This is a genomic window from Pseudomonas peradeniyensis (genome assembly GCF_014268935.2).
Taxonomy (GTDB): Bacteria; Pseudomonadota; Gammaproteobacteria; order Pseudomonadales; family Pseudomonadaceae; genus Aquipseudomonas; species Aquipseudomonas peradeniyensis.
Window position 1 is genome coordinate 447,255 of the sequence record NZ_JABWRJ020000003.1, and the last position, 22,639, is coordinate 469,893.

The window sequence follows — 22,639 nt, forward strand, 5'->3', positions numbered from 1 at the left end:
CTCCCACAAAGAGCGGTATGCGCTGTACCTGTGGGAGCCGGCTTGCCGGCGAAAGGGCTGCGCAGCAGCCCCAGGGGCTTAACTGGCCAGCACCACCGGCTCATCCTCCTCGAACCCCCGCGAAGCCCGCCCGACCAGCAACGGATCCGGCGCATGCGCCACGCTGTGGTCCTTGCCTGGATAATCCAGCGAATGCAGGAAGTGGCGAATGCAGTTGATCCGTGCCCGCTTCTTGTCGTCCGACTTGATCACCGTCCACGGTGCATCGGCGGTGTCGGTGTGGAAGAACATCGCTTCCTTGGCTGCGGTGTAGTCCTCCCACTTGTCCAGCGACTTGATGTCGATGGGCGACAGCTTCCAGTGCTTGAGCGGATCGTCGCGGCGAGAGATGAAGCGGCGCAACTGCTCCTCGCGGTTCACCGAAAACCAGAACTTGAACAGCAGGATGCCGCTGTTGCACAGCATGCGCTCCAGCTCCGGCGCCTGGCGCATGAACTCCAGGTACTGCAGGGGCGAGCAGAAATCCATGACCTTCTCGACCCCGGCACGGTTGTACCAGGAGCGGTCGAAGAACACCATTTCGCCGGCTGTGGGCAGGTGCTGGACATAGCGCTGGAAGTACCACTGCCCCTTCTCCTGCTCGGAGGGCTTCTCCAGCGCGACAATACGCGCGCCGCGTGGATTCAGGTGCTCCATGAAGCGCTTGATGGTGCCGCCCTTGCCGGCGGCGTCACGGCCCTCGAACAGCACGACGATGCGCTGGCCGGTTTCCTTCACCCAGTTCTGCACCTTGAGCAGCTCGATCTGCAGGTCATGCTTGGCCTTCTCGTAGTCCTGGCGGCGCATGCGCGTGCGGTAGGGGTAGTTGGCCGGCAGGCGAGCGGAGGTGCTGTCTTCGTTGCTGCCTTTGCGGGCGTTGGCCACTTCCAGGGCGGCGGGCTGCTGACTGACCTGGGTGATGGTCTCTTGCGCGGCGGTGCTGGTGGCCGGCTTGCGCTGGCGTGGGCGACGAGGGCGAGGGGCTGGCTTGGGGCTGCTGTCGGCCTCGGTGGGCGCTGGCAGGAGGAGGGTGGCGGATTCTTCGCTCATGGAGGTCCTTGCGGGGGTCGGTCGAATGTCCGCCTTCCATCCTATGCAGGAGTGAAGGTAGGCATTTTGATATCGATCAACCAGGGGCGCAGGGTTTCTGGGGTAAAACTGCAGACAACAAAAAACCCGCACTAGGCGGGTTTCTTGTGTCGCTTCGGGTAACTTTGCAACCACCAGAAGCTTGAAGGTGGTGCCCAGAGACGGAGTCGAACCGCCGACACGAGGATTTTCAATCCTCTGCTCTACCGACTGAGCTATCTGGGCGACGAGGTGCATTAAATAGATTTCCGAACCGACCGTCAACGACTTTTTTGAAAAAATTTAAATTAATTCCGTCGCTTACGGTTTTCGGGGTCAATTCGAGGGTGGCACGTAGCCTTCGGCCTGGGCGTAATCCTCACCGGCGAAGAACTTGTCCATCTCGGCCTGGATGAATTTGCGGTCCTCGGCATTCATCATGTTCAGGCGCTTCTCGTTGATCAGCATGGTCTGGTGGTCCTGCCACTCCTTCCAGGCTTTCTGCGAGATGTGCTCGAAGATGTCCTGGCCCTTGGCGCCCGGATAGGGCGGGCGGTCCAGGCCTGGGAGTTCTTCGTTGTACTTGCGGCACTTCACGGTGCGGGTCATGGCTTGTCTCCTGCAATCAGTTCGTCGGCCGCGCGTTGCAGCAGCTTCTTGACCGGGGCGGCGAGGCCCAGGCGCGGCGGGGTGGCGAGGTTATACCAGAGCCAGTCGGGCTCGGCCACGTGCGAGCCGACGGGCTCGACACGCACCAGCCAGGGCTCGATGGCCAGCTGGAAATGGCTGAAGGTATGGGTCAGGCCGTCCAGGGCCTGGCTGCCGCTCAGGCGCAGGCCGTGCTGGTAGGCGAGGTCATCGAGCTGTTCCAGGCTGTCCAGCTCCGGCAGGCTCCACAGTCCGCCCCACAGGCCGGTGGAAGGCCGGCGATAGAGCAGGATCGCGCCTTCGTGGTTGGTCAGCAGCGGCATCAGGGTCTTGCGCTGGGGCAGGGCTTTGCGCGGCTTGGGCTCGGGGTAGCGGGTTTCCTCGCCATGCAGGTGCGCCTCACAACCCCTTTGCAGCGGGCAGATCAGGCAACTGGGCTTGCTGCGGGTGCACAGCGTGGCGCCCATGTCCATCATCGCCTGGGTGAAGTGGTTCACCCGGGTCATCGGCGTGAAGCGCTCGGCGGTGGCCCAGAGCTGATTGGCCACTTTGGGTTCGCCGGGGTAGCCGGCCTGTGCGGTAAAGCGGGCCAGCACGCGCTTGACGTTGCCGTCGAGGATCGGCGCGCGGATGCCCATGCTGATGCTGGCGATGGCGCCCGCCGTGGAGCGCCCGATACCGGGCAATTCGGTGAGTTGCTCGACGCTGCGCGGGAACTCGCCGCCATGCTGCTCGACAACGATCTTCGCGGCTTTTTGCAGGTTACGGGCGCGGGTGTAGTAGCCAAGGCCCGTCCACAGGTGCAGCACTTCGTCCTCCGGCGCCTCGGCCAGGGCCTGCACGGTCGGCAGGGCCTGCATGAAGCGGTCGAAGTAGTTGAGCACGGTGCTGACTTGCGTCTGCTGCAGCATGATTTCGGAGACCCACACCCGATACGGGTTGATGCCCTGTTGCCAGGGCAGGTCGTGGCGGCCGTGCTGGTCGTACCAGTCCAGCACGGCGCTGGAGAACTGCTGGGGGCTCATCGTTTGAACAGCCCCTTGAGCGCATCCTTGAGTTCCGGGCTCACCTTGTCTCCGAGTTTTTCTTCGAGTTTTTCATCGATCTTGTCCTTCAGGCGGTTGCCGGCCAGCTTCGCGGCGACCTTGCCCAGGCCGTCCTGGTCCAGACGGCAGGCCTTGGCGCCCAGCTCCAGCGGACCACGGCAGCGCAGCGGCACTTCGACGCCGGCAAAGCGCTCGTTGACCTGGCAGGCCGGGTCGGGCATGGCGCGCTGGTCGCCCTCGACGACGATGCCGACGTTGTAGTCCATGCCCAGCACGCGCAGGTCGAGGTCGCCATGGCCGTTGACGGTCAGGCCCGGGATGCGCGCCTTGAGGTCCGGGTTGCTGGCCACGCCGTTACGCACCACCAGGCTGCCGCGCAGTTCCTGGAAGGGCGTGTCCTTGCCCCGCTGTTCGCCGCCGAGCTGCTTGCGGTTGAGGGTGGCGATGGCCTGGCACAGCTGCTGCTCCAGGTTGGCGTTGACCAGCACGCCGTCGTTGATGGTGAAGCTGGCGTTGCCGTTGAGGGTATCGACCAGGGCTTTCTGGCTGTTGCCGGTGGCGGTCAGGTCGCTGTTCAAGGTCAGCAGGCCTTTGACCGGCGGCGCCTGCTCCGGGCTTTCGCGCTTGATGAAGTGCTCCACCGGCACGCGATTGATCTTGGTGTTCACGCCGATCTGCGGCACGGCGGGGCGTACGTCGACAGTGCCCTTGGCCTCGAAGGTGCCGTTGTACAGGCCGCCGCGCAGGGTCTGCAGGGTGAGCAGGCCGGCCTGGCCGCTGGCGGTCAGCTGTGCGTCACTGATCGGCAGCTTGTCCAGGGTCAGCGCGCCGAACGACAGGTCGGCCTGCAGGTCCAGGGCGCGCAGGCGGTCGACCGGCAACAGCTTGTCGTTGCTCCAGGCCACCTGGGTCGGTGCGTCGGGCAGTGGTGTGGTGCCCGCGCCAGCGACGGCGGTGGCTTCCTGCTGCCTGACCTCGGCCTGGCGCGCCGCCGTGGCGCCCTTGGCCTCTTCGCTTTTGGCCGGCAGGTAGCGATCGGCGTCGAACGTGTCGGCTTTGAGGCGCACGCGCAATGCTTGCTTGGCGAAATCGTCCACGGCGACACGGCCGGTGAAGGTGCTGTCGTCCAGCTTCACCGCCAGGTCTTCCAGGGCCAGGCTGTTCTGCGTGCCCTGCAGGCGGGTGACCAGCTCCAGCTTCTTGAACGCCGCCGGGTCGGCGGTGGCCGGCAGCGGGTGACCGATGCCGTCAAGGAAGGTGCGCAGGTCGAACTGGGCGATGGACAGGCCGCCGCTGACCTGCGGGGCCTTGTCCAGATCACGCACGTTCAGTTCGCCCAGGGCGCGCAGCTGGTTGGCCGAGACCTTCAGGCCGCTCCAGGACGCGACATTGGCCGCCAGATCGACCAGCACCTGCCCTTGGGCAACGAAGGTCAGGGTCTTGCCGGCCAGCGGCTCGCCCGAGGTCTCGCCGGACAGGCGCATGTCCTCGAGGTTGTAGCGCTTGAGCTTGCGGTCGAAGCGCAGCTCGCCGGTCAGCTCGGTGCGTGCCTTGATGTTCGGCTGGCTGGCGCTGAGGAAGGCACTGGCCTTGAGCGCGATGTTCGCGCCTTCGTGCACGGGGCCGGTGCTCAGCTGGATGCTTTCGGCGCCGTAGGTCTGTCCGGCTTTCTCGTCGGTGTAGAGCACGCGGGCGTTATTGACGGTCAGGCTGTCGATGTCGAGCTTGACCGAGCGCTCGCTGGCTTCGGAGGTGGCTGGTGCGGCGGCTGGCGCTTCAGCCGGCGTGCTGGCCGGTGCGCCGGCGACGGTCTGCTGCGGTAGCGGCTTGCCAATGTCTTCCCAGTTGCCGTGGCCATTGGCGTCGCGGGTCAGGGTCAGGTTGAGACCCTCGACCCGCACATCGCTCATCTGCACCTCGCGGCGCAGCAGCGGCAGCACGCGCACCGACAGACCGAGCATCTGCAGGTCGGCGAACGGCACCTTGGGGTTATTCAGCGTGGCGATGCTCGCCTCGTGCAGTTCCAGGCCCAGCCAGGGGAACAGGCTCCAGCCGATGTCGCCGTTGAGGGTCAGTTCCACATGGGCCTTGTCGCGGGCCAGCTTGCGGATTTCATCTTTGTAGTCGTTGGGATCGAAGAGGTGGGTCAGGGCGAAGCCCAGCGCCACGATGATCAGCAACAACCCGAGAAGCCCCAGCCCCAGGATTTTGCCGAACGCTTTCATGGGCGAGTCCTTGTAGTCCGATTTAGAAATTCAGCGGCGAGTATAGCGCCGTGGCACTTGGCTCTGCGTATCCGACATTTCGACAGTGGGAATGATGACAGTTCATTTATCACCTGCTCGGACCTAATCGCGGGGCCGAGACCAGCGTGGTACCTGCGTGGGAGCGGGCTAGCCCCGCGATGAGGCCCGAGCAGGCGACACAACCTCACCTGAATACGCGAAATACCGATTCAGCTGAAGAAAAAAACACGATATCAGATTGCTTTCATGTCACCCCCTGCTGGTAATCTTGCGCCCGCCCGTGGAGCCCCCGCGACCCATTGTTGCGGGGTGCCAGCCCAAGCGGCCGGGCTGCCTTGCGTGCAGCCGAAGCAGAGCCGTCCATGCGCACAGCCCACCTACAAAAGGAACAATCCATGAACAGCAGTATCACGGCGGGGGCGGTGGCGAGCGCGCCGGGCTTCCTGTCGAAGGAGCGCATCATCGCCCGCCCGGGCTTCAATCGCTGGCTGGTGCCGCCGGCGGCCCTGGCGATTCACCTGTGCATCGGCATGGCCTATGGCTTCTCGGTGTTCTGGCTGCCGCTGTCCCAGGCCCTGGGAGTCAGCGCGCCAGTGGCCTGCGCCGCCGACATGGGCTTCGTCGCCCGCCTGTTCAGCGCCGAGTGCGACTGGCCGATCTCGATGCTCAGCTGGATCTACACCCTGTTCTTCGTGTTCCTCGGCTGCTCGGCCGCGGTGCTCGGCGGCTGGCTGGAACACGCCGGCCCGCGCAAGGCCGGTCTGGTATCGGCGCTGTGCTGGTGCGGCGGCCTGCTGATCTCGGCGATCGGCGTGAAGACCCACCAGCTGTGGCTGATGTGGCTGGGCTCGGGGGTGATCGGCGGGATCGGCCTGGGTCTGGGTTACATCTCGCCAGTGTCGACGCTGATCAAGTGGTTCCCGGACAAGCGCGGCATGGCCACCGGCATGGCGATCATGGGCTTTGGCGGGGGTGCCATGGTGGGCGCGCCGCTGGCCACCGCGCTGATGGGCCATTTCTCCAGCCCGACCGAAGTGGGCGTATGGCAGAGCTTCGTCGCCATGGCCGCGATCTACTTCGTGTTCATGACCGCCGGCGCCCTGGCCTACCGCGTGCCGCCGACCGGCTGGAAGCCTGAAGGCTGGACGCCGCCGGCGAAGAAGGCCAACGCCATGGTCACCGACCGTCACGTGCACGTCAGCGTGGCCTGGAAGACCCCGCAGTTCGCCCTGGTGTGGCTGGTGCTGTGCCTGAACGTGTCGGCCGGTATCGGCATCCTCGGCATGGCCTCGCCGCTGCTGCAGGAAGTGTTCGCCGGCAAGCTGCTGGGCAACGAGCTGACGTTCAGTGAGCTGAACGCCGCGCAACTGGCGCAGATTGCCGCCATCGCCGCCGGTTTCACTGGCCTGCTGAGCCTGTTCAACATCGGCGGACGCTTCTTCTGGGCGTCGTTCTCCGACTACATCGGTCGCAAGAACACCTACTTCGCCTTCTTCGCCCTGGGCGTGGGCCTGTACAGCCTGGTGCCGAACATGGGGCACATCGGCAACGTGGCGCTGTTCGTGGCGGCGTTCTGCATCATCCTGTCGATGTACGGCGGCGGCTTCGCCACCGTGCCGGCGTACCTGGCCGACCTGTTCGGCACACAGATGGTCGGCGCCATCCATGGTCGGCTGCTGACCGCCTGGGCGGCGGCCGGCGTGCTCGGCCCGGTGTTGATCACCTACCTGCGCGAAGCGCAGCTGGCGGCTGGGGTGGAGCGGGCGGCGGCCTACGACATGACCCTGTACATCCTCGCCGGCCTGCTGGTGCTGGGCTTCATCTGCAACATGCTGGTGCGGCCGGTGGCGGACAAGTACTTCATGACCGATGCCGAACTGGCTGCCGAGCGGGCGCTGAGCCATGACAAGGGTGTCGATTCGGCGCGCTCGCTGGAATGGCATGCGGCGCCGGGTAGCCTGCCATTGGTGCTGCTGGCCTGGGCGGTGGTGGTGATTCCACTGGCCTGGGGGGTGTGGATCACCCTGCAGAAGACGGCGGTGCTGTTCCATTGAGTTAGCTGGCCCTGGGGGCGCTTTGCGCCCCTTTCGCGACACAAGGCCGCTCCCACAGGCATTGCGTACCTTCAGGGTTACGCGGTTCCTGTGGGAGCGGCCTTGTGTCGCGATGGGCTGCGAAGCAGCCCCGACAGCTACTTGTATAGACCTGTAGGCCCGTCCCGCCCCCGTAATTACTCGCCCTGCCATATGTCATCCGCGTTTCAAGCCGGCGCGTTCTGGGCCTATAATGGAACCCTTTTCGCCCAATGATTTTGCGGAGCTGGTGATGGTCGAACGTAAGGCTTCCGTCGAGCGCAATACCCTGGAAACCCAGGTCAAGTGCTCGATCAACCTCGATGGCAGCGGCAAGGCCCGATTCGAAATCGGCGTGCCTTTCCTTGAACACATGCTCGACCAGATCGCCCGACATGGGCTGATCGACCTGGACATCGAGTGCAAGGGCGACCTGCATATCGACGATCACCATACCGTCGAGGACGTCGGCATCACCCTGGGCATGGCGTTCGCCCAGGCCATCGGCGACAAGAAAGGCATCTTCCGCTACGGCCATGCCTATGTGCCGCTGGACGAAGCGCTGTCGCGCGTGGTCATCGACTTCTCGGGGCGCCCGGGCCTGCAGATGCATGTTCCCTACACCCGCGCCACCGTCGGCGGCTTCGATGTCGACCTGTTCCAGGAGTTCTTCCAGGGCTTCGTCAACCACGCCCTGGTGACCCTGCACATCGACAACCTGCGTGGCCACAACACCCACCACCAGATCGAGACCGTGTTCAAGGCTTTCGGCCGCGCCCTGCGCATGGCCGTCACCCTAGACGAGCGCATGGCCGGGCAGATGCCGTCCACCAAAGGGTGCCTGTAAATGCAGACGGTAGCCGTAATCGACTATGGCATGGGCAACCTGCACTCGGTGGCCAAGGCCCTCGAACACGTAGGCGCCGGCAAGGTGCTGGTGACCAGCGACGCCGCGGTGATTCGTGAGGCCGACCGCGTGGTGTTCCCCGGCGTCGGCGCGATCCGCGACTGCATGGCCGAGATCCGCCGCCTGGGCTTCGACAGCCTGGTCCGCGAGGTCAGCCAGGACCGTCCGTTCCTTGGCATCTGCGTGGGCATGCAGGCGCTGCTCGACCACAGCGAGGAAAACGACGGCGTCGACTGCATCGGCCTGTTCCCCGGCCAGGTGCGCTTCTTCGGTAAAGACCTGAAGGAAGACGGCGAGCACCTGAAGGTGCCGCACATGGGCTGGAACGAAGTGAGCCAGACCATCGACCACCCGCTGTGGCACGACATCCCCGACCGGGCGCGCTTCTACTTCGTGCACAGCTACTACATCAACGCCGGCAAGCCGGGCCAGGTGGTCGGTCGCGGCCACTATGGCGTCGACTTCGCCGCCGCGCTGGCCGATGGCTCGCGCTTTGCCGTGCAGTTCCACCCGGAGAAGAGCCATACCCATGGCCTGCAGCTGCTGCAGAACTTCGTCGCCTGGGACGGGCGCTGGTAAATGAGCCGATCGAAGACCAAGGCCCCGATCATCACCCTGGCCCCGGAGCAGGAGCGCGACGCGCTCGACACGCTCAAGCGCTTCCTCGAAGACCGCTTCGAGCTGCAGCTGGGGTCGTTCGAGGTGGCCGAGGTCCTCGAGCTGTTCAGCAAGGAAATTGCACCCCACTACTACAACAGGGCGATTGCCGATGTTCAGCTGCACCTCAAGGAGCGGTTCGAGAGCATCGAAAGCGACCTGTGGGCGCTCGAGAAGCCCTGAACCCAACGAACAAGACAGGTTGCCAAGATGCTGATTATCCCCGCTATCGATCTCAAGGACGGTGCCTGCGTACGCCTGCGCCAAGGCCGCATGGAAGACTCCACCGTATTCTCCGACGACCCGGTGAGCATGGCCGCCAAATGGGTCGAGGGTGGCTGCCGTCGCCTGCACCTGGTCGACCTGAACGGCGCCTTCGAAGGCCAGCCGGTCAATGGTGAGGTGGTCACCGCCATCGCCAAGCGCTACCCGAACCTGCCGATCCAGATCGGCGGCGGCATCCGCTCGCTGGAAACCATCGAGCACTACGTCAAGGCCGGCGTCAGCCATGTGATCATCGGTACCAAGGCGGTCAAGCAGCCCGAGTTCGTCGCCGAAGCGTGCAAGGCCTTCCCGGGCAAGGTCATCGTCGGCCTGGATGCGAAAGACGGCTTCGTCGCCACCGACGGCTGGGCCGAAGTCAGCTCGGTGCAGGTCATCGACCTGGCCAAGCGTTTCGAGGCCGATGGCGTCTCGGCGATCGTCTACACCGACATCGCCAAGGACGGCATGATGCAGGGCTGCAACGTGCCGTTCACCAAGGCCCTGGCCGAAGCCACCTCGATCCCTGTGATCGCCTCGGGCGGTATCCACAACCTGGGCGACATCAAGGCCCTGCTGGACGCCAAGGCCCCCGGCATCATCGGCGCCATCACCGGTCGCGCGATCTACGAAGGCACCCTCGACGTCGCCGAGGCCCAGGCCTTCTGCGACAACTACCAAGGCTGAGGAACGACCATGGCACTGGCCAAGCGCATCATCCCTTGCCTGGACGTGGACAACGGCCGGGTGGTCAAGGGCGTCAAGTTCGAGAACATCCGCGATGCCGGCGACCCGGTGGAGATCGCCCGGCGCTACAACGAGCAGGGCGCGGACGAGATCACCTTCCTGGATATCACCGCCAGCGTCGATGGCCGTGACACCACCCTGCATACCGTCGAGCGCATGGCCAGCCAGGTGTTCATCCCGCTGACCGTCGGTGGCGGCGTGCGCACCGTGCAGGACATCCGCAACCTGCTCAACGCTGGTGCCGACAAGGTGTCGATCAACACCGCCGCGGTGTTCAACCCGGAGTTCGTGGGTGAGGCGGCGGACCGTTTCGGTTCGCAGTGCATCGTGGTTGCCATCGACGCCAAGAAAGTATCCGGACCGGGCGAGACGCCGCGCTGGGAGATCTTCACCCATGGCGGGCGCAAGCCGACCGGGCTGGATGCCGTCGAGTGGGCGAAGAAGATGGAAGGCCTGGGGGCCGGCGAGATCCTGCTGACCAGCATGGACCAGGATGGCATGAAGAACGGCTTCGACCTCGGGGTTACCCGGGCGATCAGCGATGCGCTGGGTATTCCGGTGATTGCCTCGGGCGGTGTGGGTAACCTGCAGCACCTGGCTGACGGCATTCTGGAAGGGCATGCCAGCGCGGTGCTGGCGGCCAGTATCTTCCACTTTGGCGAGTACACGGTGCCTGAGGCGAAGGCCTATATGGCTGCGCGTGGGATCGTCGTTCGCTGAGCCATTGCTGGGAGGGCTTTGCCCTCCTTTCCGACCGGTCCGACGCCTCGGCAAGGCCGCTCCCACAGGTACAGTACCAGCCTTAGGGGCAGCGCTGTACCTGTGGGAGCGGCCTTGTGTCGCGAAAGGGCCGCGAAGCGGCCCCAGAGGCATCACCCGTGGTTCTTGCCAAGCAAGGCATGGTAAAGCTCGGTATCCCCAAGAATCCCCACCACCTTGTCGTTATCCTGCAACACCAGCTTGTTGCCGGTCTGGTAACGAATCCGCAGTGCCTCGCGCATGCCGATATCGGCGTGCACCACGGTCGGCCTGCGCTCCAGCAGCTCCACATCCTGCCCCGGTGCCCAGTTCTGCATGTCCAGCCCGTTCTGGCCCTGGCGCGCGCGCTTGAGCGAGCCTCCTTCGCCGAGGTCCAGCCATGAGTCGATTCCCGGGTCCAGGCACACCGAGCCGTTGACCCGCTTGCACTGGTCCAGGCTGCGCATCAGGCTGCGGCCGCACAGCACGTTGAGCGGGTTGGTGTGGGCGACGAAGGTGCGCACGTACTCGTCGGCCGGGTTGAGCACGATGTCTTCCGGCTTGCTGTACTGGATGATCCGCCCGTCCTTCATGATCGCGATGCGGCTGCCCAGTTTCAGGGCTTCGTCGAGGTCGTGGCTGACGAACACGATGGTCTTGCTCAGCTTGCTCTGCAGGGCCAGCAGTTCGTCCTGCAGGCCTTGGCGGATCAGCGGGTCGAGGGCCGAGAACGGCTCGTCCATCAGCAGGATGTCGGCGTCCATCGCCAGCGCCCGGGCCAGGCCCACGCGCTGCTGCATGCCGCCGGAGAGTTCGTCCGGCTTCTTGTTGCGCCACTGGGTCAGGCCCACCAGCTCGAGCTTCTCGTCGACCAGCTTGCGCCGTTCCTTCTCCGGGCGGCCCTGCATTTCCAAGCCGAAGCTGATGTTCTCGCGTACCGTCAGCCAGGGCATCAGGGCGAACTTCTGGAACACCATGGCGATGCGCTTGGTGCGCATCATCTTAAGCTCGGCCGGGGTGCAGTGGGCGATGTCGATGTGCTTGCCTTCGTGCTCGACGAACAGCTTGCCACGGCTCACGGTGTTGAGGCCGTTGATGCAGCGCAGCAGGCTGGATTTGCCCGAGCCCGACAGGCCCATCAGTACGCAGATCTCGCCCTTGTTGATGTCCAGGTTGGCCTTCTCGACGCCGACCACAAGGCCCGTCTGCTTGAGGATCTGCTCGCGGGTCTTGCCCTGGTCGAGCAGAGAAAGCGCCTCACGCGGCTTGTTGGAGAAGATGACGTCGACGTCTTCGAAACGAATGATGCTCATGCCTCACCCCTTACCGGCAGCTCCGGTTGCTTGCAGATACGGTCGAGCATGATTGCCAGCAGCACGATCGCCAGGCCCGCTTCGAAGCCCAGGGAGATATCGGCGGTGTTCAGTGCGTTGACCACGGGTTTGCCCAGGCCGTCGGCGCCCACCAGGGCGGCGATCACCACCATCGACAGCGACAGCATGATGCACTGGGTCACGCCGGCGGCGATGCTCGGCATGGCGTGGGGCAGTTCGATGCGGGTCAGCAACTGGCGGCGCGAGCAACCGAAGGCCTTGCCGGCGTCCATCAGTTCCTGCGGCACGTCGCAGATGCCCAGATAAGTGAGGCGGATGGGCGCGGCGATGGCGAACACCACGGTGGAGATCAGCCCCGGCACCACGCCCAGGCCGAACAGGGTCAGGGTCGGGATCAGGTAGACGAAGGTGGGCACGGTCTGCATCAGGTCCAGTACCGGGCGCATGGCGGTATAGAATATCGGTTTGTGCGCGGCGGCGATGCCCAGCGGCACGCCGATGACCACGCAGACCACCGTGGCGAAGGTGACCTGCGCCAGGGTTTCCATGGTTTCCTGCCAGTAGCCCAGGTTGAGGATCAGCAGGAACGACAGGGCGACGAAGACGGTAAGGGCCCACTTGCGCTGGATCAGGTGCGCGAGGGCGGCGAACAGGGCGATGAGCACGAACGGGTTGAACCAGGTCAGGGCGCTGGTGACCCCATGGATCATGAATTCCAGGCCTGCGGCGATGGCGTCGAAATAGCTGGCGCCGTTCTGGGTCAACCATTCGACGAATGAGGCGATGTACTGCCCCAGGGGTATTTTCTGATCGATAAGCATGATAGCGAGCTTCCACCTGCAAAGATTGAAATCAGTCCGGGGCGGGCACGGTCCCGCCCCGCGGTGTTGCCATTGCGTCTTGCGTTATTGCGTCAGTTTGGCCTTGGCCGCCTCGAGGCCTGGCTTGCCGTCCACGGTGGTCACGCCGGCCAGCCAGGCATCCAGCTTGCCGGGGTTGTCCTTGAGCCACTTCTTGGCCGCTGCCTCGGGTTTCATCTTGTCGTCCAGGACGTAGCCCATCATGGTGCTTTCATCCTTGAGCTCGAACGACAGGTTCTTCAGCAGCTGGCCGACGTTGGCGCATTCCTGCGCATAGCCCTTGCGGGTGTTGGTGAGCACGGTGGCCTTGCCGAAATCGGGACCGAAATAGGCGTCCCCGCCGGTCAGGTACTGCATCTTGAAGCGGGTGTTCATCGGGTGTGGTTCCCAACCGAGGAACACGATCGCCTCGTCGCGCTTCTGCGCCCGGTCGACCTGGGCGAGCATGCCGGCCTCGCTGGACTGCACGATCTGGAAGCCGGCGTCCTTCAGGCCGAAGGCGTTGTCGTCGATCATCTTCTGGATGGTGCGGTTGCCGTCGTTGCCGGGTTCGATGCCGTAGATCTTGCCCTTGAGGTCCTGCTTGAACTTGGGCAGGTCGGCGAAATCCTTCAGGCCCTTGTCATACAGGGCCTGGGGCACGGCCAGGGTGTACTTGGCGTTCTCCAGGTTGGCGCGCACGGTCTCGACGGTGCCGGCGTCGCGGTACTGCTTGATGTCGTTCTCCATGGTCGGCATCCAGTTGCCGAGAAACACGTCAAGGTCCTTGCCGGTGGCCAGCGACTTGTAGGTCACCGGTACCGAGATCATGGTGGTGTGGGTCTTGTAGCCCAGGGCTTCGAGCACGACGCTGGTGGTCGCGGTGGTGACCGTGATGTCGGTCCAGCCGACATCCGAGAAACGCACCGTCTGACACTGCTCGGGTTCGGCGGCCTGGGCCAGCAGCGGAGCGGACAGCAACGCGACCAGCAACAGCTTGGGTGAACCTTTCATGGATGGACTCCTGTGATTTTATCTTCGGGTTCGCGTGGGTCGCCGGGCGTTCTCAGGGCTCCGGTCGACCAGGCCTGCAGAGGGCAGGATGCGAGGCCGTGCAATACGAGTCGCTTTCGATAATCCTCCAGCGTTCGGCAATCGCCTACTGGTGGCGTCGTATCCAGTACAGGACGGGTCGCATCCAGTACGGACGATGTCGCAACTGGATTTTTCCACCCCCCGGCCTCGGTTTTTACGGCGTCCCGGCGCTGGAAAACGGCGCACGCAGGGCCGGTGCAGTGGCGGCGCTGCTGGACAAAAGTACGTCGGTTGCAGACGGCGAGGGGGTGGGCAAAAGCCCGATGATGCGAGCATTCCGAGGCGGCTCGAGCTTTCAGCCTAGCAGTTGCGCAAGGCGGTGTTCGGCGCTGCGAGACAAGCCCATCAAGAGGTGATGCGACAATGGCCATCAGCGTGTTCGACCTGTTCAAGATCGGTGTCGGGCCTTCCAGCTCACACACCGTCGGCCCCATGCGCGCTGGCGCGCTGTTCGTCCAGGGGCTGCGTGAACGCGGCGAGCTGGAGCGGGTACGGCGCATCGAGGTGCGGCTGTATGGCTCGCTGTCAGCCACCGGTGTCGGCCACGGCACCGACAACGCCACGATCATGGGGCTGATGGGCGAATGGCCCGACGCCATCGACCCCAGCCAGATCACCCCGCGCATCGCCGACCTGCGCGAAACCCACGTGCTCAAGCTCGACAACCGCTTGCCCATCGAATTCGTCTGGGCCCGCGACATGCTGCTGCTGGACGAGAACCTGCCGTATCACCCCAACGCCATGACCCTGATCGCCGAAGGCGAGGGCGGCGAGCTGCATCGCGACACTTACTACTCGGTGGGCGGCGGCTTCGTGGTCGATGCCGCCCAAGCCGCCAGTGGCGTGCTGGACGCCGACCAGACCGTGCTGCCCTACGACTTCAACAGCGCCGCCGAGCTGCTGCAGCTATGCAGGCAAAACGACCTGAGCGTGTCGCAATTGATGCTGGCCAACGAGAAGGTCTGGCGTAACGAAGAAGAGATCCGCGCCGGCCTGCTCAAGCTCTGGCAGGCAATGCAGGAATGCGTGAACAACGGCCTCAAGCACGAGGGTACCCTGCCCGGCGGGTTGAATGTGCGCCGTCGCGCCGCCCGCCTGCACCGCAGCCTGCAGGAGCTGGGCAAGCCCAATGTGATCGGCTCGACCATGAGCGCCATGGAATGGGTCAACCTCTATGCCCTGGCGGTCAATGAAGAAAACGCCGCTGGCGGGCGTATGGTCACCGCGCCCACCAACGGCGCGGCCGGGATCATTCCGGCGGTGCTGCACTACTACATGCGTTTCTCCGATGTGGTGGACGAATCCAACGTGGTGGATTTCTTCCTCGGCGCGGCGGCGGTGGGCATCCTGTGCAAGAAGAACGCCTCGATCTCCGGCGCCGAGGTCGGTTGCCAGGGCGAGGTCGGTTCGGCCTGCGCCATGGCCGCGGCGGGCCTGGCCGAAGTGCTGGGCGCGACGCCCGCGCAGCTGGAGAACGCCGCCGAGATCGCCCTTGAGCACAACCTCGGGCTGACCTGCGACCCGGTCGGCGGCCTGGTCCAGGTACCGTGCATCGAGCGCAACGCCATCGCTGCAGTGAAAGCGATCAACGCCGTGCAGATGGCCCTGCGCGGCGACGGCGAGCACTTCATCTCCCTCGACCAGGTGATCCGCACCATGCGCGACACCGGCGCCGACATGCACGACAAGTACAAGGAAACCTCGCGCGGCGGCCTGGCGGTCAGCGTCATCGAGTGCTGATGCGCCGTTCTGGCCCACGCCTGACCGATGCGCCACATTCTGGCGCATCGGTTGTCATCTACCGGCCGTCGCCTGTCGTTACCAGCAGGGTCGTTGTCGGTGACACTCAAGTCTGTCGCATCTGGGCAACCTTCCCACAAGTGCTACCGAATTGCTCAGCGGTGACGCGCAGGGGCGCTGGCGCGCCCGTTTGCGTTTGACCTGACGCTCATCACCCGGCCCGCTGGAAGGCGCATGCCGACGTCGTTTTTGGGTTTTATTGGATGAGCGTTCAATTTCAGGCATGCCATTTGCGTTGAGATTGGCAAAGCCCCTGCATACGAAACGGGGCCATTACAAGAACAGTGCTCGCCTGAGGCACACCCTGCATTGTGTGAGGAGAAATCGCGATGACGTCGTACACCTCCGGGAACCCAACCCAGAACCGCACAGCACCCCAGTCCATTGGTTTTCTCCTGCTGGACAACTTCACTCTCATTTCCCTGGCCTCAGCCGTCGAACCCCTCCGTATGGCCAACCAGCTGTCCGGCCGCGAGCTGTACCGCTGGCACACGCTGACCGTCGACGGTGGCCAGGTATGGGCCAGTGATGGCCTGCAGATCACCCCGGACGCGGCGATGCACAACGCACCGCCCATGGACACGGTGATCGTCTGCGGCGGCGTGGGCATCCAGCGCACCGTCACCCGCGAGCACGTCACCTGGCTGCAGGCCCAGGCCCGCCAGTCGCGCCGCCTGGGCGCGGTGTGCACCGGCAGCTGGGCGCTGGCCTGCGCTGGGTTGCTCGACGGTTTCGACTGCAGCGTGCACTGGGAATGCCTGGCGGCGATGCAGGAAGCCTACCCGCGGGTGAACATGAGCACCCGCCTGTTCACCCTCGACCGCAACCGCTTCACCAGCTCCGGCGGCACCGCGCCGCTGGACATGATGCTGCACCTGATCAGCCGCGATCATGGCCGCGAGCTGTCGGCGGCGATCTCCGAGATGTTCGTCTACGAGCGCATCCGCAACGAGCAGGACCACCAGCGCGTGCCGCTCAAGCATATGCTCGGCACCAACCAGCCGAAGCTGCAGGAGATCGTCGCGCTGATGGAAGCCAACCTCGAGGAGCCGATCGACCTGGACGAGCTGGCGGTGTACGTGGCGGTGTCGCGGCGTCAGCTCGAGCGATTGTTCCAGAAGTACCTGCACTGCTCGCCGTCGCGCTACTACCTCAAGCTGCGCCTGATCCGTGCGCGGCAACTGCTCAAGCAGACGCCGATGTCGATCATCGAGGTGGCGTCGGTGTGCGGGTTCGTGTCCACGCCGCACTTCTCCAAGTGCTACCGCGAGTACTTCGGCATTCCGCCACGTGACGAGCGCGTGGGTTCGAACACCACCCAGCAGGTGGCGATGATGCCGATCCCGCAGGCCATGGCCCTGTCGCCGCACAGCGGGCCGATGGCGGCGCTGAGCCAGGCGCGCAACGAGTCGACCTTTGCCAGTGTGAGGCTTTGAGCGCCGGTTCTTCTTTGCGGGGTAACTGCGGGGCAGTTATAGCGTGATTGTCAGTTATCCTTGCCCGGTCGCTTACGGTGACCGGGCTTTTTATTTTTACAGACCTGGTAATTTTGCTAGTTGTCGCGTGTGGTCACTGCATGGATAAATGGTTTCGCGTGGGCATTTAGCCAGGTTTTTGAAGTTAAGCACATCCGCATCGGTGGATAAGAGCGGGACGTCGATGTTTTCGCTAGTGTGGTCGCGGTCGTAGAAGATATGGATTATTTGGTGGGTGGTTAAGGCGGATTGTAATTATCCAGTAGAGGAAGATGGATATGAATCACAAGGAAAGCATTAACAAACTGCTACTCTGCTTGCCGGTTGCAGTGATGGTATCTGTCGTGGGGTGTACACCAAAAATCTCAACTGAGAGTACGAGCGATTCAATGGTTGTTACAACCTACCGGGATCAATATTTAATAGGTGAGAGTTGTCGTACTGTGGCGGATCCAATGGTTCAAGATATATGTCGATCCAGCAGGAATCAGTCAATTCGTTCATTGAATATAGAGAATCTTTCCGATAAGGAAGGAAGGCTCTGTCTGTTAACGGCGGATTATGGTGAGTTCCTCTGTATCGAGGGCTCGAATAAAGGGTCGTCTCGGCCTTCAAGACAAATTCAAAGCACAACGCCATTGATGGCTGAAGGCCTTGAGCCCTACAAAGTTAGTTCTTTCAGGCAGTCATGGTATGACAAGGTTGTTTACTTGGAGTACATGCCTATCTTCGCCGTGTCGGTAAAAATAGGTGCCCACAGCGGCTCGACTCCTGTTTGCCGATTTGTAGTCAAGGAAGGCGATGAGGTAGACGTAAGAGATAAGTGCCCTCAAACAGATTTTTCAAGAACAGATTTAGCTGTGGAGGTGACGGACTGGGGCACAGGTAGAAAGCTGTGCTTTGAAGGAGGCTCAAGCTCAGACAGCAGTTGTTACAGCGCCGCTGTCAGTACCAGCGCCAATACCAGTACCAGGAAGTTTTCCGTCTCTGAACTGGGTGAGCCTGGCAAGGCGGGTGTTATTTGGGAAGGAAAGGGTAGCGTCAGAGGTAAGCTGCAGAAGGTGAAATACTAAGCAGGATTTGTATCTGCGCGGGCGACATGCCTGTCGGTCACTTGCATACCGCTCGATGGTAATCGGCCTTGCCCTGTGACAAGTGTTTGGTGGATATTCTATTGAGTCAATTAATAGCGGGCTTGGCCGGCGTCCCCATCTGAAGGGGCGCTGGACAAGCCACGTCTGAGAGCATATTTCAAAAGCCCCCTCATGAAAGTGGGGCTCATGCCACAATGGCTTCAAGCGCGCTTGTTGTACTGTGCCAACGCCGGCAGCAACCGTTTGTCGATGGCCTCGCGCACTGCCGGAAGAATCGTTGCGCTGCCCGTATACATCTGCTCCACCATGCCCTTGAGCGCCCGAGCATTGGGTTCGGTGAGTCCTCGCACCACCACTTCACAGGCCTGCTCTGCGCTGGCGCCGGCCGGAATGTCGAAGCCCCGTGAACGCAGGTGGCCCAGCAGGTCGTCCTGGTCAATCAGATCCGCATGCATCATGGCTGTTGTCCTTCGCTTGTCTTGATTGCCATCGATTCTGTGACGGCGGCGCCCGTGTGGCAAGAACAGAACGCCGCGATGGCCGTGTTGGCTAAGAACAGGTCGTTTACGGCTAACTCGTTCAGCTGGCAAGTCGCCATACTGAGGTCATGCACGGTACCGAGGGGTTGGTCTCCCTTGTTTCCCGCAAGGTGAATGTTGCTCGTGCGTGACCCCGGATGCTCACGGCTTTCCGGGGTTTCTTTTTTTGGGGTATACGGTACCTGGCAATTTTGTCAGTTGTTGGTTAACTGTGCTGGCTGTGTAATCGAACCTTCTCTGATACAGGAGGTGAGGCATGAAAGCCACGGCGTTTAAGTTTATTGCGAGGGTAACGTTAGCTGTAGCGTTGTCATCGTCCTCTTTGGCTAACGCGTCCACACCGGATGCGCCGCGTTTGGGCGAGCTTGTACCTTCACTAGACCGAAAGACGCTGAAGCAACAGGAGGCCGCCGGCAGGGATAAGCTGAGAGTGTTACTGGATAACCCTGCGGGCCAGGACATTCAGCTGATACGTGCCAACCCTGCGATCGTGAGCGAAGCGACAAAGTTATTCTCTGTGCCGCTGCCGGATGGGCGGCAGCCGAAGTTTCAGTTGCGCCATTACACACCGCCTGAGTCTCCCAGTGATAGCGGCGTCCCAGGAAAAAGACCCAAGTATACACCTGCCGCTTATTGGTTCGGCTACAAGGAACCTGATGAAAAGGCACCTTCTCCTATAGCGTCGAGTGACAACGTCGATGCCTCGAACTTTATCTTTCTGGCGCGTCGCGGAGACTCACTCAGGGGGCGGATGGTTGTCAATGGGCAGCTCTACTTGCTGGAGGACGTAGGTAATGGTCAGCATGGATTTATGAAGATTGACGAAGCACAGGGTTTGCCTTGCATGGTCTTGGAAAATGAGCCCAACGGGCAAGAACATGCTACTGGAGCTATTTCGCCGGTGTCGGATATTAAAGCAGAACATGAAATCGGCGTGCTCCTTGTCACGACTCAGCGGGCGAACGAGCTGACGAATCCATCGGCGGTTGATATTATGATGGACGAAATTAGATATTTCAGTGAAATGGGTAATCAAGGTTATGGCTTGTCTTTAAAGCTCAACGTGGCGTCGCCATTTGCGTCCGAGGCACAAGACAGTGCTGGGCATGCATCCAAAGATATCCTGGATGATTTTAGAAATATGAAAACACCTGCAACTCAGCACGTAGCTGAGCTTCGTGAGAGCGCTCGCGCTGACGTGGTGATTGTAGGTGCCTACAATGTTGAAGCCAAGGAAGTTACTTATCAAGAGGCCAGGAAAGACACTGCATTTTATGTGTTTAATGTAAAGGCTCCGCAATATTTCTTTCATGGCTTCGGCCATCTCATGGGTGTTCGCCACGTGTGGAAGGACGGCGATATGGACCTCGACCCTCCCTACCAGCATGGCTTTCTATCCAAAGAGTTTGAGGGGAAATGTTACGCATCGATTGGTTTTGACCCGATAGATTGCGTCGCTCCCGGCTGTGAGATCATTCATCGATGGTCTGACCCTAATTTGAATATGCGCTTCGGGCGTTTCGGCGATCCGCAGCATTCCGATGAAATTCGCTACCTGAACGAACGGGCTGCTGAGATTGAAAGTTTCTACTAGCCGGTGGGAAAATCCGTCGGCGGCCCTGGGTGCCAGCGGCATCCCAGGGATATCTTGGCGAACGGTGACGCGGTGCTCAGCCAGGCAAGCGGATGACCCGTCCTGCCAGTACCGGCGGTGGTAGATCGCGCTGCTGCTGTTCCAGCCCCTGCAGCAACATCAGGCTCCGTTCACTGAAGGAGGTCGACCTGGGGCCGGACAGATCGACATGCAGCAGCATCTGTTCACTGGCGGACAATGCTTCGTCGAACCCATTGCGATGCAGGCTGTGATACAGGTGCAGACGCTTGCCGTCGAAGCCGATGATCTGTGTCTGCACCCACACCTCGGTATCGAGTTTCACCTCGTGCAGGTAGTTGATGTGCGCCTCCAGGGTGAACAGCGAATGCCCGCTCTGGCCACGAGCATCGGCGTCCAGGCCGATGCGCTCCATCAGCGCATCGGTGGCGTAGCTGAAAATCAGCAGGTAGTAGGCATCGCGCAAGTGGCCGTTATAGTCGACCCATTCCGGCAACACCCGGGTACGGTAGGTGATCAGGGCGGGCATCGTATTCTCCTCAGTCGCCGAAGGCCATGCCATGCTTGGCTTTGCTGGATTTCACCGCCTCCAGCACTGCCAGCAGGGTGTCATCACGATAGCGCTCCAGCGCGGCGATGCTGCGTTCGCCCAGCTGCTCCGAGGTACCTTCCACCACGTCGTCGATCAGCTTGTCGGTCAGCTCCGGTGCCGGCAGGTAAGTCCAGGGCAGCTTCAGCGCTGGGCCAAACTGGGCCATGAAGTGGCGCATACCGGCGTCGCCTCCGGCCAGTGTATAGGTGAGGAAAGTGCCCATGAACGACCAGCGCAGGCCGGCGCCGAAGCGGATCGCGTCGTCGATCTCGCCGGTGCTGGCGACACCGTCGTTGACTAGGTGCAGGGCCTCGCGCCAGAGCGCTTCGAGCAGGCGGTCGGCGATAAAACCGGGGACTTCCTTGCGCACGTGTAGCGGGCGCATGCCCAGCGCGGTGTAGATGGTTCTCGCCGCTTCGATGGCGTCGGGGCTGGTATTGCGGCCACCGACGATCTCCACCAGCGGCAGCAGGTACACCGGGTTGAACGGGTGGCCGACCACGCAGCGCTCGGGGTGGCTGGCCGACTCGTAGAACTCGCTGGGCAGCAGGCCCGAGGTGCTGGAGCCGATGATCGCGTTGGGCTTGGCGGCGGCGCTGATCTTCGCGTGCAGGTCGAGCTTGAGGTCCAGGCGTTCGGGCGCGCTCTCCTGGATGAAATCGGCGTCGCGCACGCACTCCTCGATAGTGGCGACGAAGCTCAGTCGATCCTGCGATGCGCCGGGCGCCAGGCCCTGCTTCTGCAGGGCTGGCCAGGCGTTGGCGATGCGCTTGCGCAGCGCAGTCTCGGCGCCGGGTGCCGGGTCCCAGGCAACCACGTCCAGGCCATGGGCCAGGGCACGGGCGACCCAGCCGCTGCCGATCACGCCGCTACCCAGGGCGGCGAAGGTCTTGATTTCAGTGATGAATGGCATTTTTGGCTCCTACGGGGATATCAACGGCGCTTGAGGTTCATCTTTTCCCGGCCTTCTGCCGGGGTGAGCACGCGGGCACCCATGCGGGTGATGATTTCCGCCGCACGCTCCACCAACTGGCCGTTGCTGGCCAGCACGCCACGGTCCAGGTAGAGGTTGTCCTCCAACCCCACCCGCACGTTGCCGCCGAGCAGTACCGCCTGGGCGGCCATGGGCATCTGCATGCGGCCGATACCGAAACCGGCCCAGGTAACGTCGGCCGGCAGGTTGTCGACCATCGCCTTCATGGTGGTGGTATCGGCCGGCGCGCCCCAGGGGATGCCCAGGCACAGCTGGAACAGCGGGTCGTCCAGCAGGCCTTCCTTGATCATCTGTTTGGCGAACCACAGGTGCCCCGTGTCGAAGATTTCCAGTTCGGCCTTCACGCCCAGTTCGGTGATGCGTTTGGCGCCCGCGCGCAGCTGGGCCGGGGTGGAGACGTAGATGGCGTTGCCGTCGCCGAAATTGAGGGTGCCGCAGTCGAGGGTGCAGATTTCCGGCAGCAGTGCCTCGACGTGGGCCAGGCGCTCCAGCGGGCCAATCAGGTCGGTGCCTGGGCCGAATTCCATGGGCGACTCGCCCGGGCCGATCTCCAGGTCGCCGCCCATGCCGGCGGTGAGGTTGACGATGATGTCGACGTCGGCCTCGCGGATGCGCTCCATTACTTCGCGGTAGAGGTTGACGTCGCGGCTGAAGCGACCGGTTTGTGGATCGCGGACGTGGCAGTGGACCACGGTGGCGCCGGCCTTGGCGGCTTCGACGGCGGATTCGGCGATCTGTTTCGGGGTGACCGGGACCAGGTGGCTCTTGGCAACCGTGTCGCCGGCGCCGGTGAGGGCGCAGGTGATGATGACGTCGTGGTTCATGGTGGATTCCTT

Annotated in this window: 21 protein-coding genes and 1 tRNA gene; 10 read left to right on the forward strand and 12 right to left on the reverse strand. The window is 62.8% G+C overall.

Annotation, left to right across the window (positions count from 1 at the left end):
• Nucleotides 1–78: 78 nt before the first annotated feature.
• The 5 genes from ppk2 to HU751_RS16935 all read right to left on the reverse strand — a co-directional run bounded on the left by ppk2 (nucleotide 79) and on the right by HU751_RS16935 (nucleotide 5,026).
• On the reverse strand, nucleotides 79–1,089 hold the full coding sequence (ppk2, locus tag HU751_RS16915; RefSeq protein ID WP_186731763.1) for a polyphosphate kinase 2: 1,011 nt from the start codon (nucleotides 1,087–1,089) through the stop codon (nucleotides 79–81).
• 188 nt (nucleotides 1,090–1,277) lie between these two features.
• Nucleotides 1,278–1,353 (reverse strand) — tRNA-Phe (locus tag HU751_RS16920).
• A gap of 90 nt (nucleotides 1,354–1,443) precedes the next feature.
• Nucleotides 1,444–1,716, reverse strand: a complete 273-nt coding sequence (locus tag HU751_RS16925; protein ID WP_011536185.1) for an oxidative damage protection protein — start codon at nucleotides 1,714–1,716, stop codon at nucleotides 1,444–1,446.
• Nucleotides 1,713–2,780 (reverse strand): A/G-specific adenine glycosylase, encoded by a 1,068-nt coding sequence (gene mutY / locus HU751_RS16930; protein ID WP_186731762.1) that lies wholly within the window; start codon nucleotides 2,778–2,780, stop codon nucleotides 1,713–1,715. Before mutY ends, HU751_RS16925 begins: the two co-directional genes overlap by 4 nt.
• Entirely contained in the window at nucleotides 2,777–5,026 is a 2,250-nt protein-coding gene (locus tag HU751_RS16935; RefSeq protein ID WP_186731761.1) for an AsmA family protein, read from the reverse strand. Before HU751_RS16935 ends, mutY begins: the two co-directional genes overlap by 4 nt.
• Nucleotides 5,027–5,442: 416 nt before the next feature.
• On the opposite strand from HU751_RS16935, the gene HU751_RS16940 reads away from it, so the two are divergent.
• From HU751_RS16940 to hisF, 6 genes are all read left to right on the forward strand, one after another.
• Nucleotides 5,443–7,101 carry an OFA family MFS transporter gene (locus HU751_RS16940; protein WP_062572540.1) on the forward strand — a complete coding sequence of 553 codons (1,659 nt, stop codon included), beginning with the start codon at nucleotides 5,443–5,445 and terminating at the stop codon, nucleotides 7,099–7,101.
• A 271-nt stretch (nucleotides 7,102–7,372) separates the two neighbouring features.
• Complete coding sequence (gene hisB / locus HU751_RS16945; RefSeq protein ID WP_028688464.1) at nucleotides 7,373–7,966, forward strand: imidazoleglycerol-phosphate dehydratase HisB; 594 nt, start codon at nucleotides 7,373–7,375, stop codon at nucleotides 7,964–7,966.
• Nucleotides 7,967–8,605 (forward strand): imidazole glycerol phosphate synthase subunit HisH, encoded by a 639-nt coding sequence (hisH, locus tag HU751_RS16950; RefSeq protein ID WP_028688463.1) that lies wholly within the window; start codon nucleotides 7,967–7,969, stop codon nucleotides 8,603–8,605. It abuts the gene before it with no gap.
• Nucleotides 8,606–8,866 carry a DUF2164 domain-containing protein gene (locus HU751_RS16955; RefSeq protein ID WP_186712599.1) on the forward strand — a complete coding sequence of 87 codons (261 nt, stop codon included), beginning with the start codon at nucleotides 8,606–8,608 and terminating at the stop codon, nucleotides 8,864–8,866. It begins immediately after the preceding gene.
• A gap of 27 nt (nucleotides 8,867–8,893) precedes the next feature.
• Nucleotides 8,894–9,631 (forward strand): 1-(5-phosphoribosyl)-5-[(5-phosphoribosylamino)methylideneamino]imidazole-4-carboxamide isomerase, encoded by a 738-nt coding sequence (gene hisA, locus HU751_RS16960; RefSeq protein WP_028688461.1) that lies wholly within the window; start codon nucleotides 8,894–8,896, stop codon nucleotides 9,629–9,631.
• A gap of 9 nt (nucleotides 9,632–9,640) precedes the next feature.
• Nucleotides 9,641–10,411 carry an imidazole glycerol phosphate synthase subunit HisF gene (gene hisF, locus HU751_RS16965; RefSeq protein ID WP_186731760.1) on the forward strand — a complete coding sequence of 257 codons (771 nt, stop codon included), beginning with the start codon at nucleotides 9,641–9,643 and terminating at the stop codon, nucleotides 10,409–10,411.
• A 152-nt stretch (nucleotides 10,412–10,563) separates the two neighbouring features.
• Here the strand turns inward: hisF and choV are convergent, their stop codons facing one another.
• The 3 genes from choV to HU751_RS16980 form a co-directional block, all read right to left on the reverse strand.
• Entirely contained in the window at nucleotides 10,564–11,742 is a 1,179-nt protein-coding gene (choV, locus tag HU751_RS16970) for a choline ABC transporter ATP-binding protein (protein ID WP_050703411.1), read from the reverse strand.
• Nucleotides 11,739–12,587 carry a choline ABC transporter permease subunit gene (choW, locus tag HU751_RS16975; protein ID WP_186731899.1) on the reverse strand — a complete coding sequence of 283 codons (849 nt, stop codon included), beginning with the start codon at nucleotides 12,585–12,587 and terminating at the stop codon, nucleotides 11,739–11,741. Before choW ends, choV begins: the two co-directional genes overlap by 4 nt.
• 81 nt (nucleotides 12,588–12,668) lie before the next feature.
• Entirely contained in the window at nucleotides 12,669–13,616 is a 948-nt protein-coding gene (locus HU751_RS16980; protein ID WP_186731759.1) for a choline ABC transporter substrate-binding protein, read from the reverse strand.
• 444 nt (nucleotides 13,617–14,060) lie between these two features.
• Between HU751_RS16980 and HU751_RS16985 the strand changes: the two genes are divergently transcribed.
• From HU751_RS16985 to HU751_RS16995, 3 genes are all read left to right on the forward strand, one after another.
• A complete protein-coding gene (locus HU751_RS16985; RefSeq protein ID WP_186731758.1) occupies nucleotides 14,061–15,437 on the forward strand; it encodes an L-serine ammonia-lyase in 1,377 nt (458 codons plus the stop codon).
• A 389-nt stretch (nucleotides 15,438–15,826) separates the two neighbouring features.
• The gene (gene gbdR, locus HU751_RS16990) at nucleotides 15,827–16,933 is read left to right on the forward strand and encodes a choline metabolism transcriptional regulator GbdR (RefSeq protein ID WP_050703415.1); all 1,107 of its coding nucleotides are present in this window, start codon (nucleotides 15,827–15,829) and stop codon (nucleotides 16,931–16,933) included.
• A gap of 317 nt (nucleotides 16,934–17,250) precedes the next feature.
• On the forward strand, nucleotides 17,251–18,045 hold the full coding sequence (locus tag HU751_RS16995) for a hypothetical protein (RefSeq protein WP_186731757.1): 795 nt from the start codon (nucleotides 17,251–17,253) through the stop codon (nucleotides 18,043–18,045).
• A gap of 221 nt (nucleotides 18,046–18,266) precedes the next feature.
• Here HU751_RS16995 and HU751_RS17000 read toward each other — a convergent pair whose 3' ends face one another.
• A complete protein-coding gene (locus tag HU751_RS17000; RefSeq protein WP_186731756.1) occupies nucleotides 18,267–18,524 on the reverse strand; it encodes a hypothetical protein in 258 nt (85 codons plus the stop codon).
• A 337-nt stretch (nucleotides 18,525–18,861) separates the two neighbouring features.
• On the opposite strand from HU751_RS17000, the gene HU751_RS17005 reads away from it, so the two are divergent.
• Entirely contained in the window at nucleotides 18,862–20,199 is a 1,338-nt protein-coding gene (locus HU751_RS17005) for a hypothetical protein (RefSeq protein WP_186731755.1), read from the forward strand.
• 76 nt (nucleotides 20,200–20,275) lie between these two features.
• On the opposite strand, the gene HU751_RS17010 is transcribed toward HU751_RS17005, so the two are convergent.
• The 3 genes from HU751_RS17010 to cdhC are packed head-to-tail and all read right to left on the reverse strand — an operon-like array spanning nucleotide 20,276 to nucleotide 22,627.
• A complete protein-coding gene (locus HU751_RS17010; RefSeq protein ID WP_186731754.1) occupies nucleotides 20,276–20,746 on the reverse strand; it encodes a thioesterase family protein in 471 nt (156 codons plus the stop codon).
• 10 nt (nucleotides 20,747–20,756) lie between these two features.
• Complete coding sequence (locus tag HU751_RS17015) at nucleotides 20,757–21,722, reverse strand: L-carnitine dehydrogenase (protein ID WP_186731753.1); 966 nt, start codon at nucleotides 21,720–21,722, stop codon at nucleotides 20,757–20,759.
• Between the two features lie 20 nt (nucleotides 21,723–21,742).
• Nucleotides 21,743–22,627: a 3-dehydrocarnitine:acetyl-CoA trimethylamine transferase CdhC gene (gene cdhC, locus HU751_RS17020; RefSeq protein ID WP_050703418.1), complete on the reverse strand. Its 885-nt coding sequence runs from the start codon at nucleotides 22,625–22,627 to the stop codon at nucleotides 21,743–21,745.
• Nucleotides 22,628–22,639: the final 12 nt, after the last annotated feature.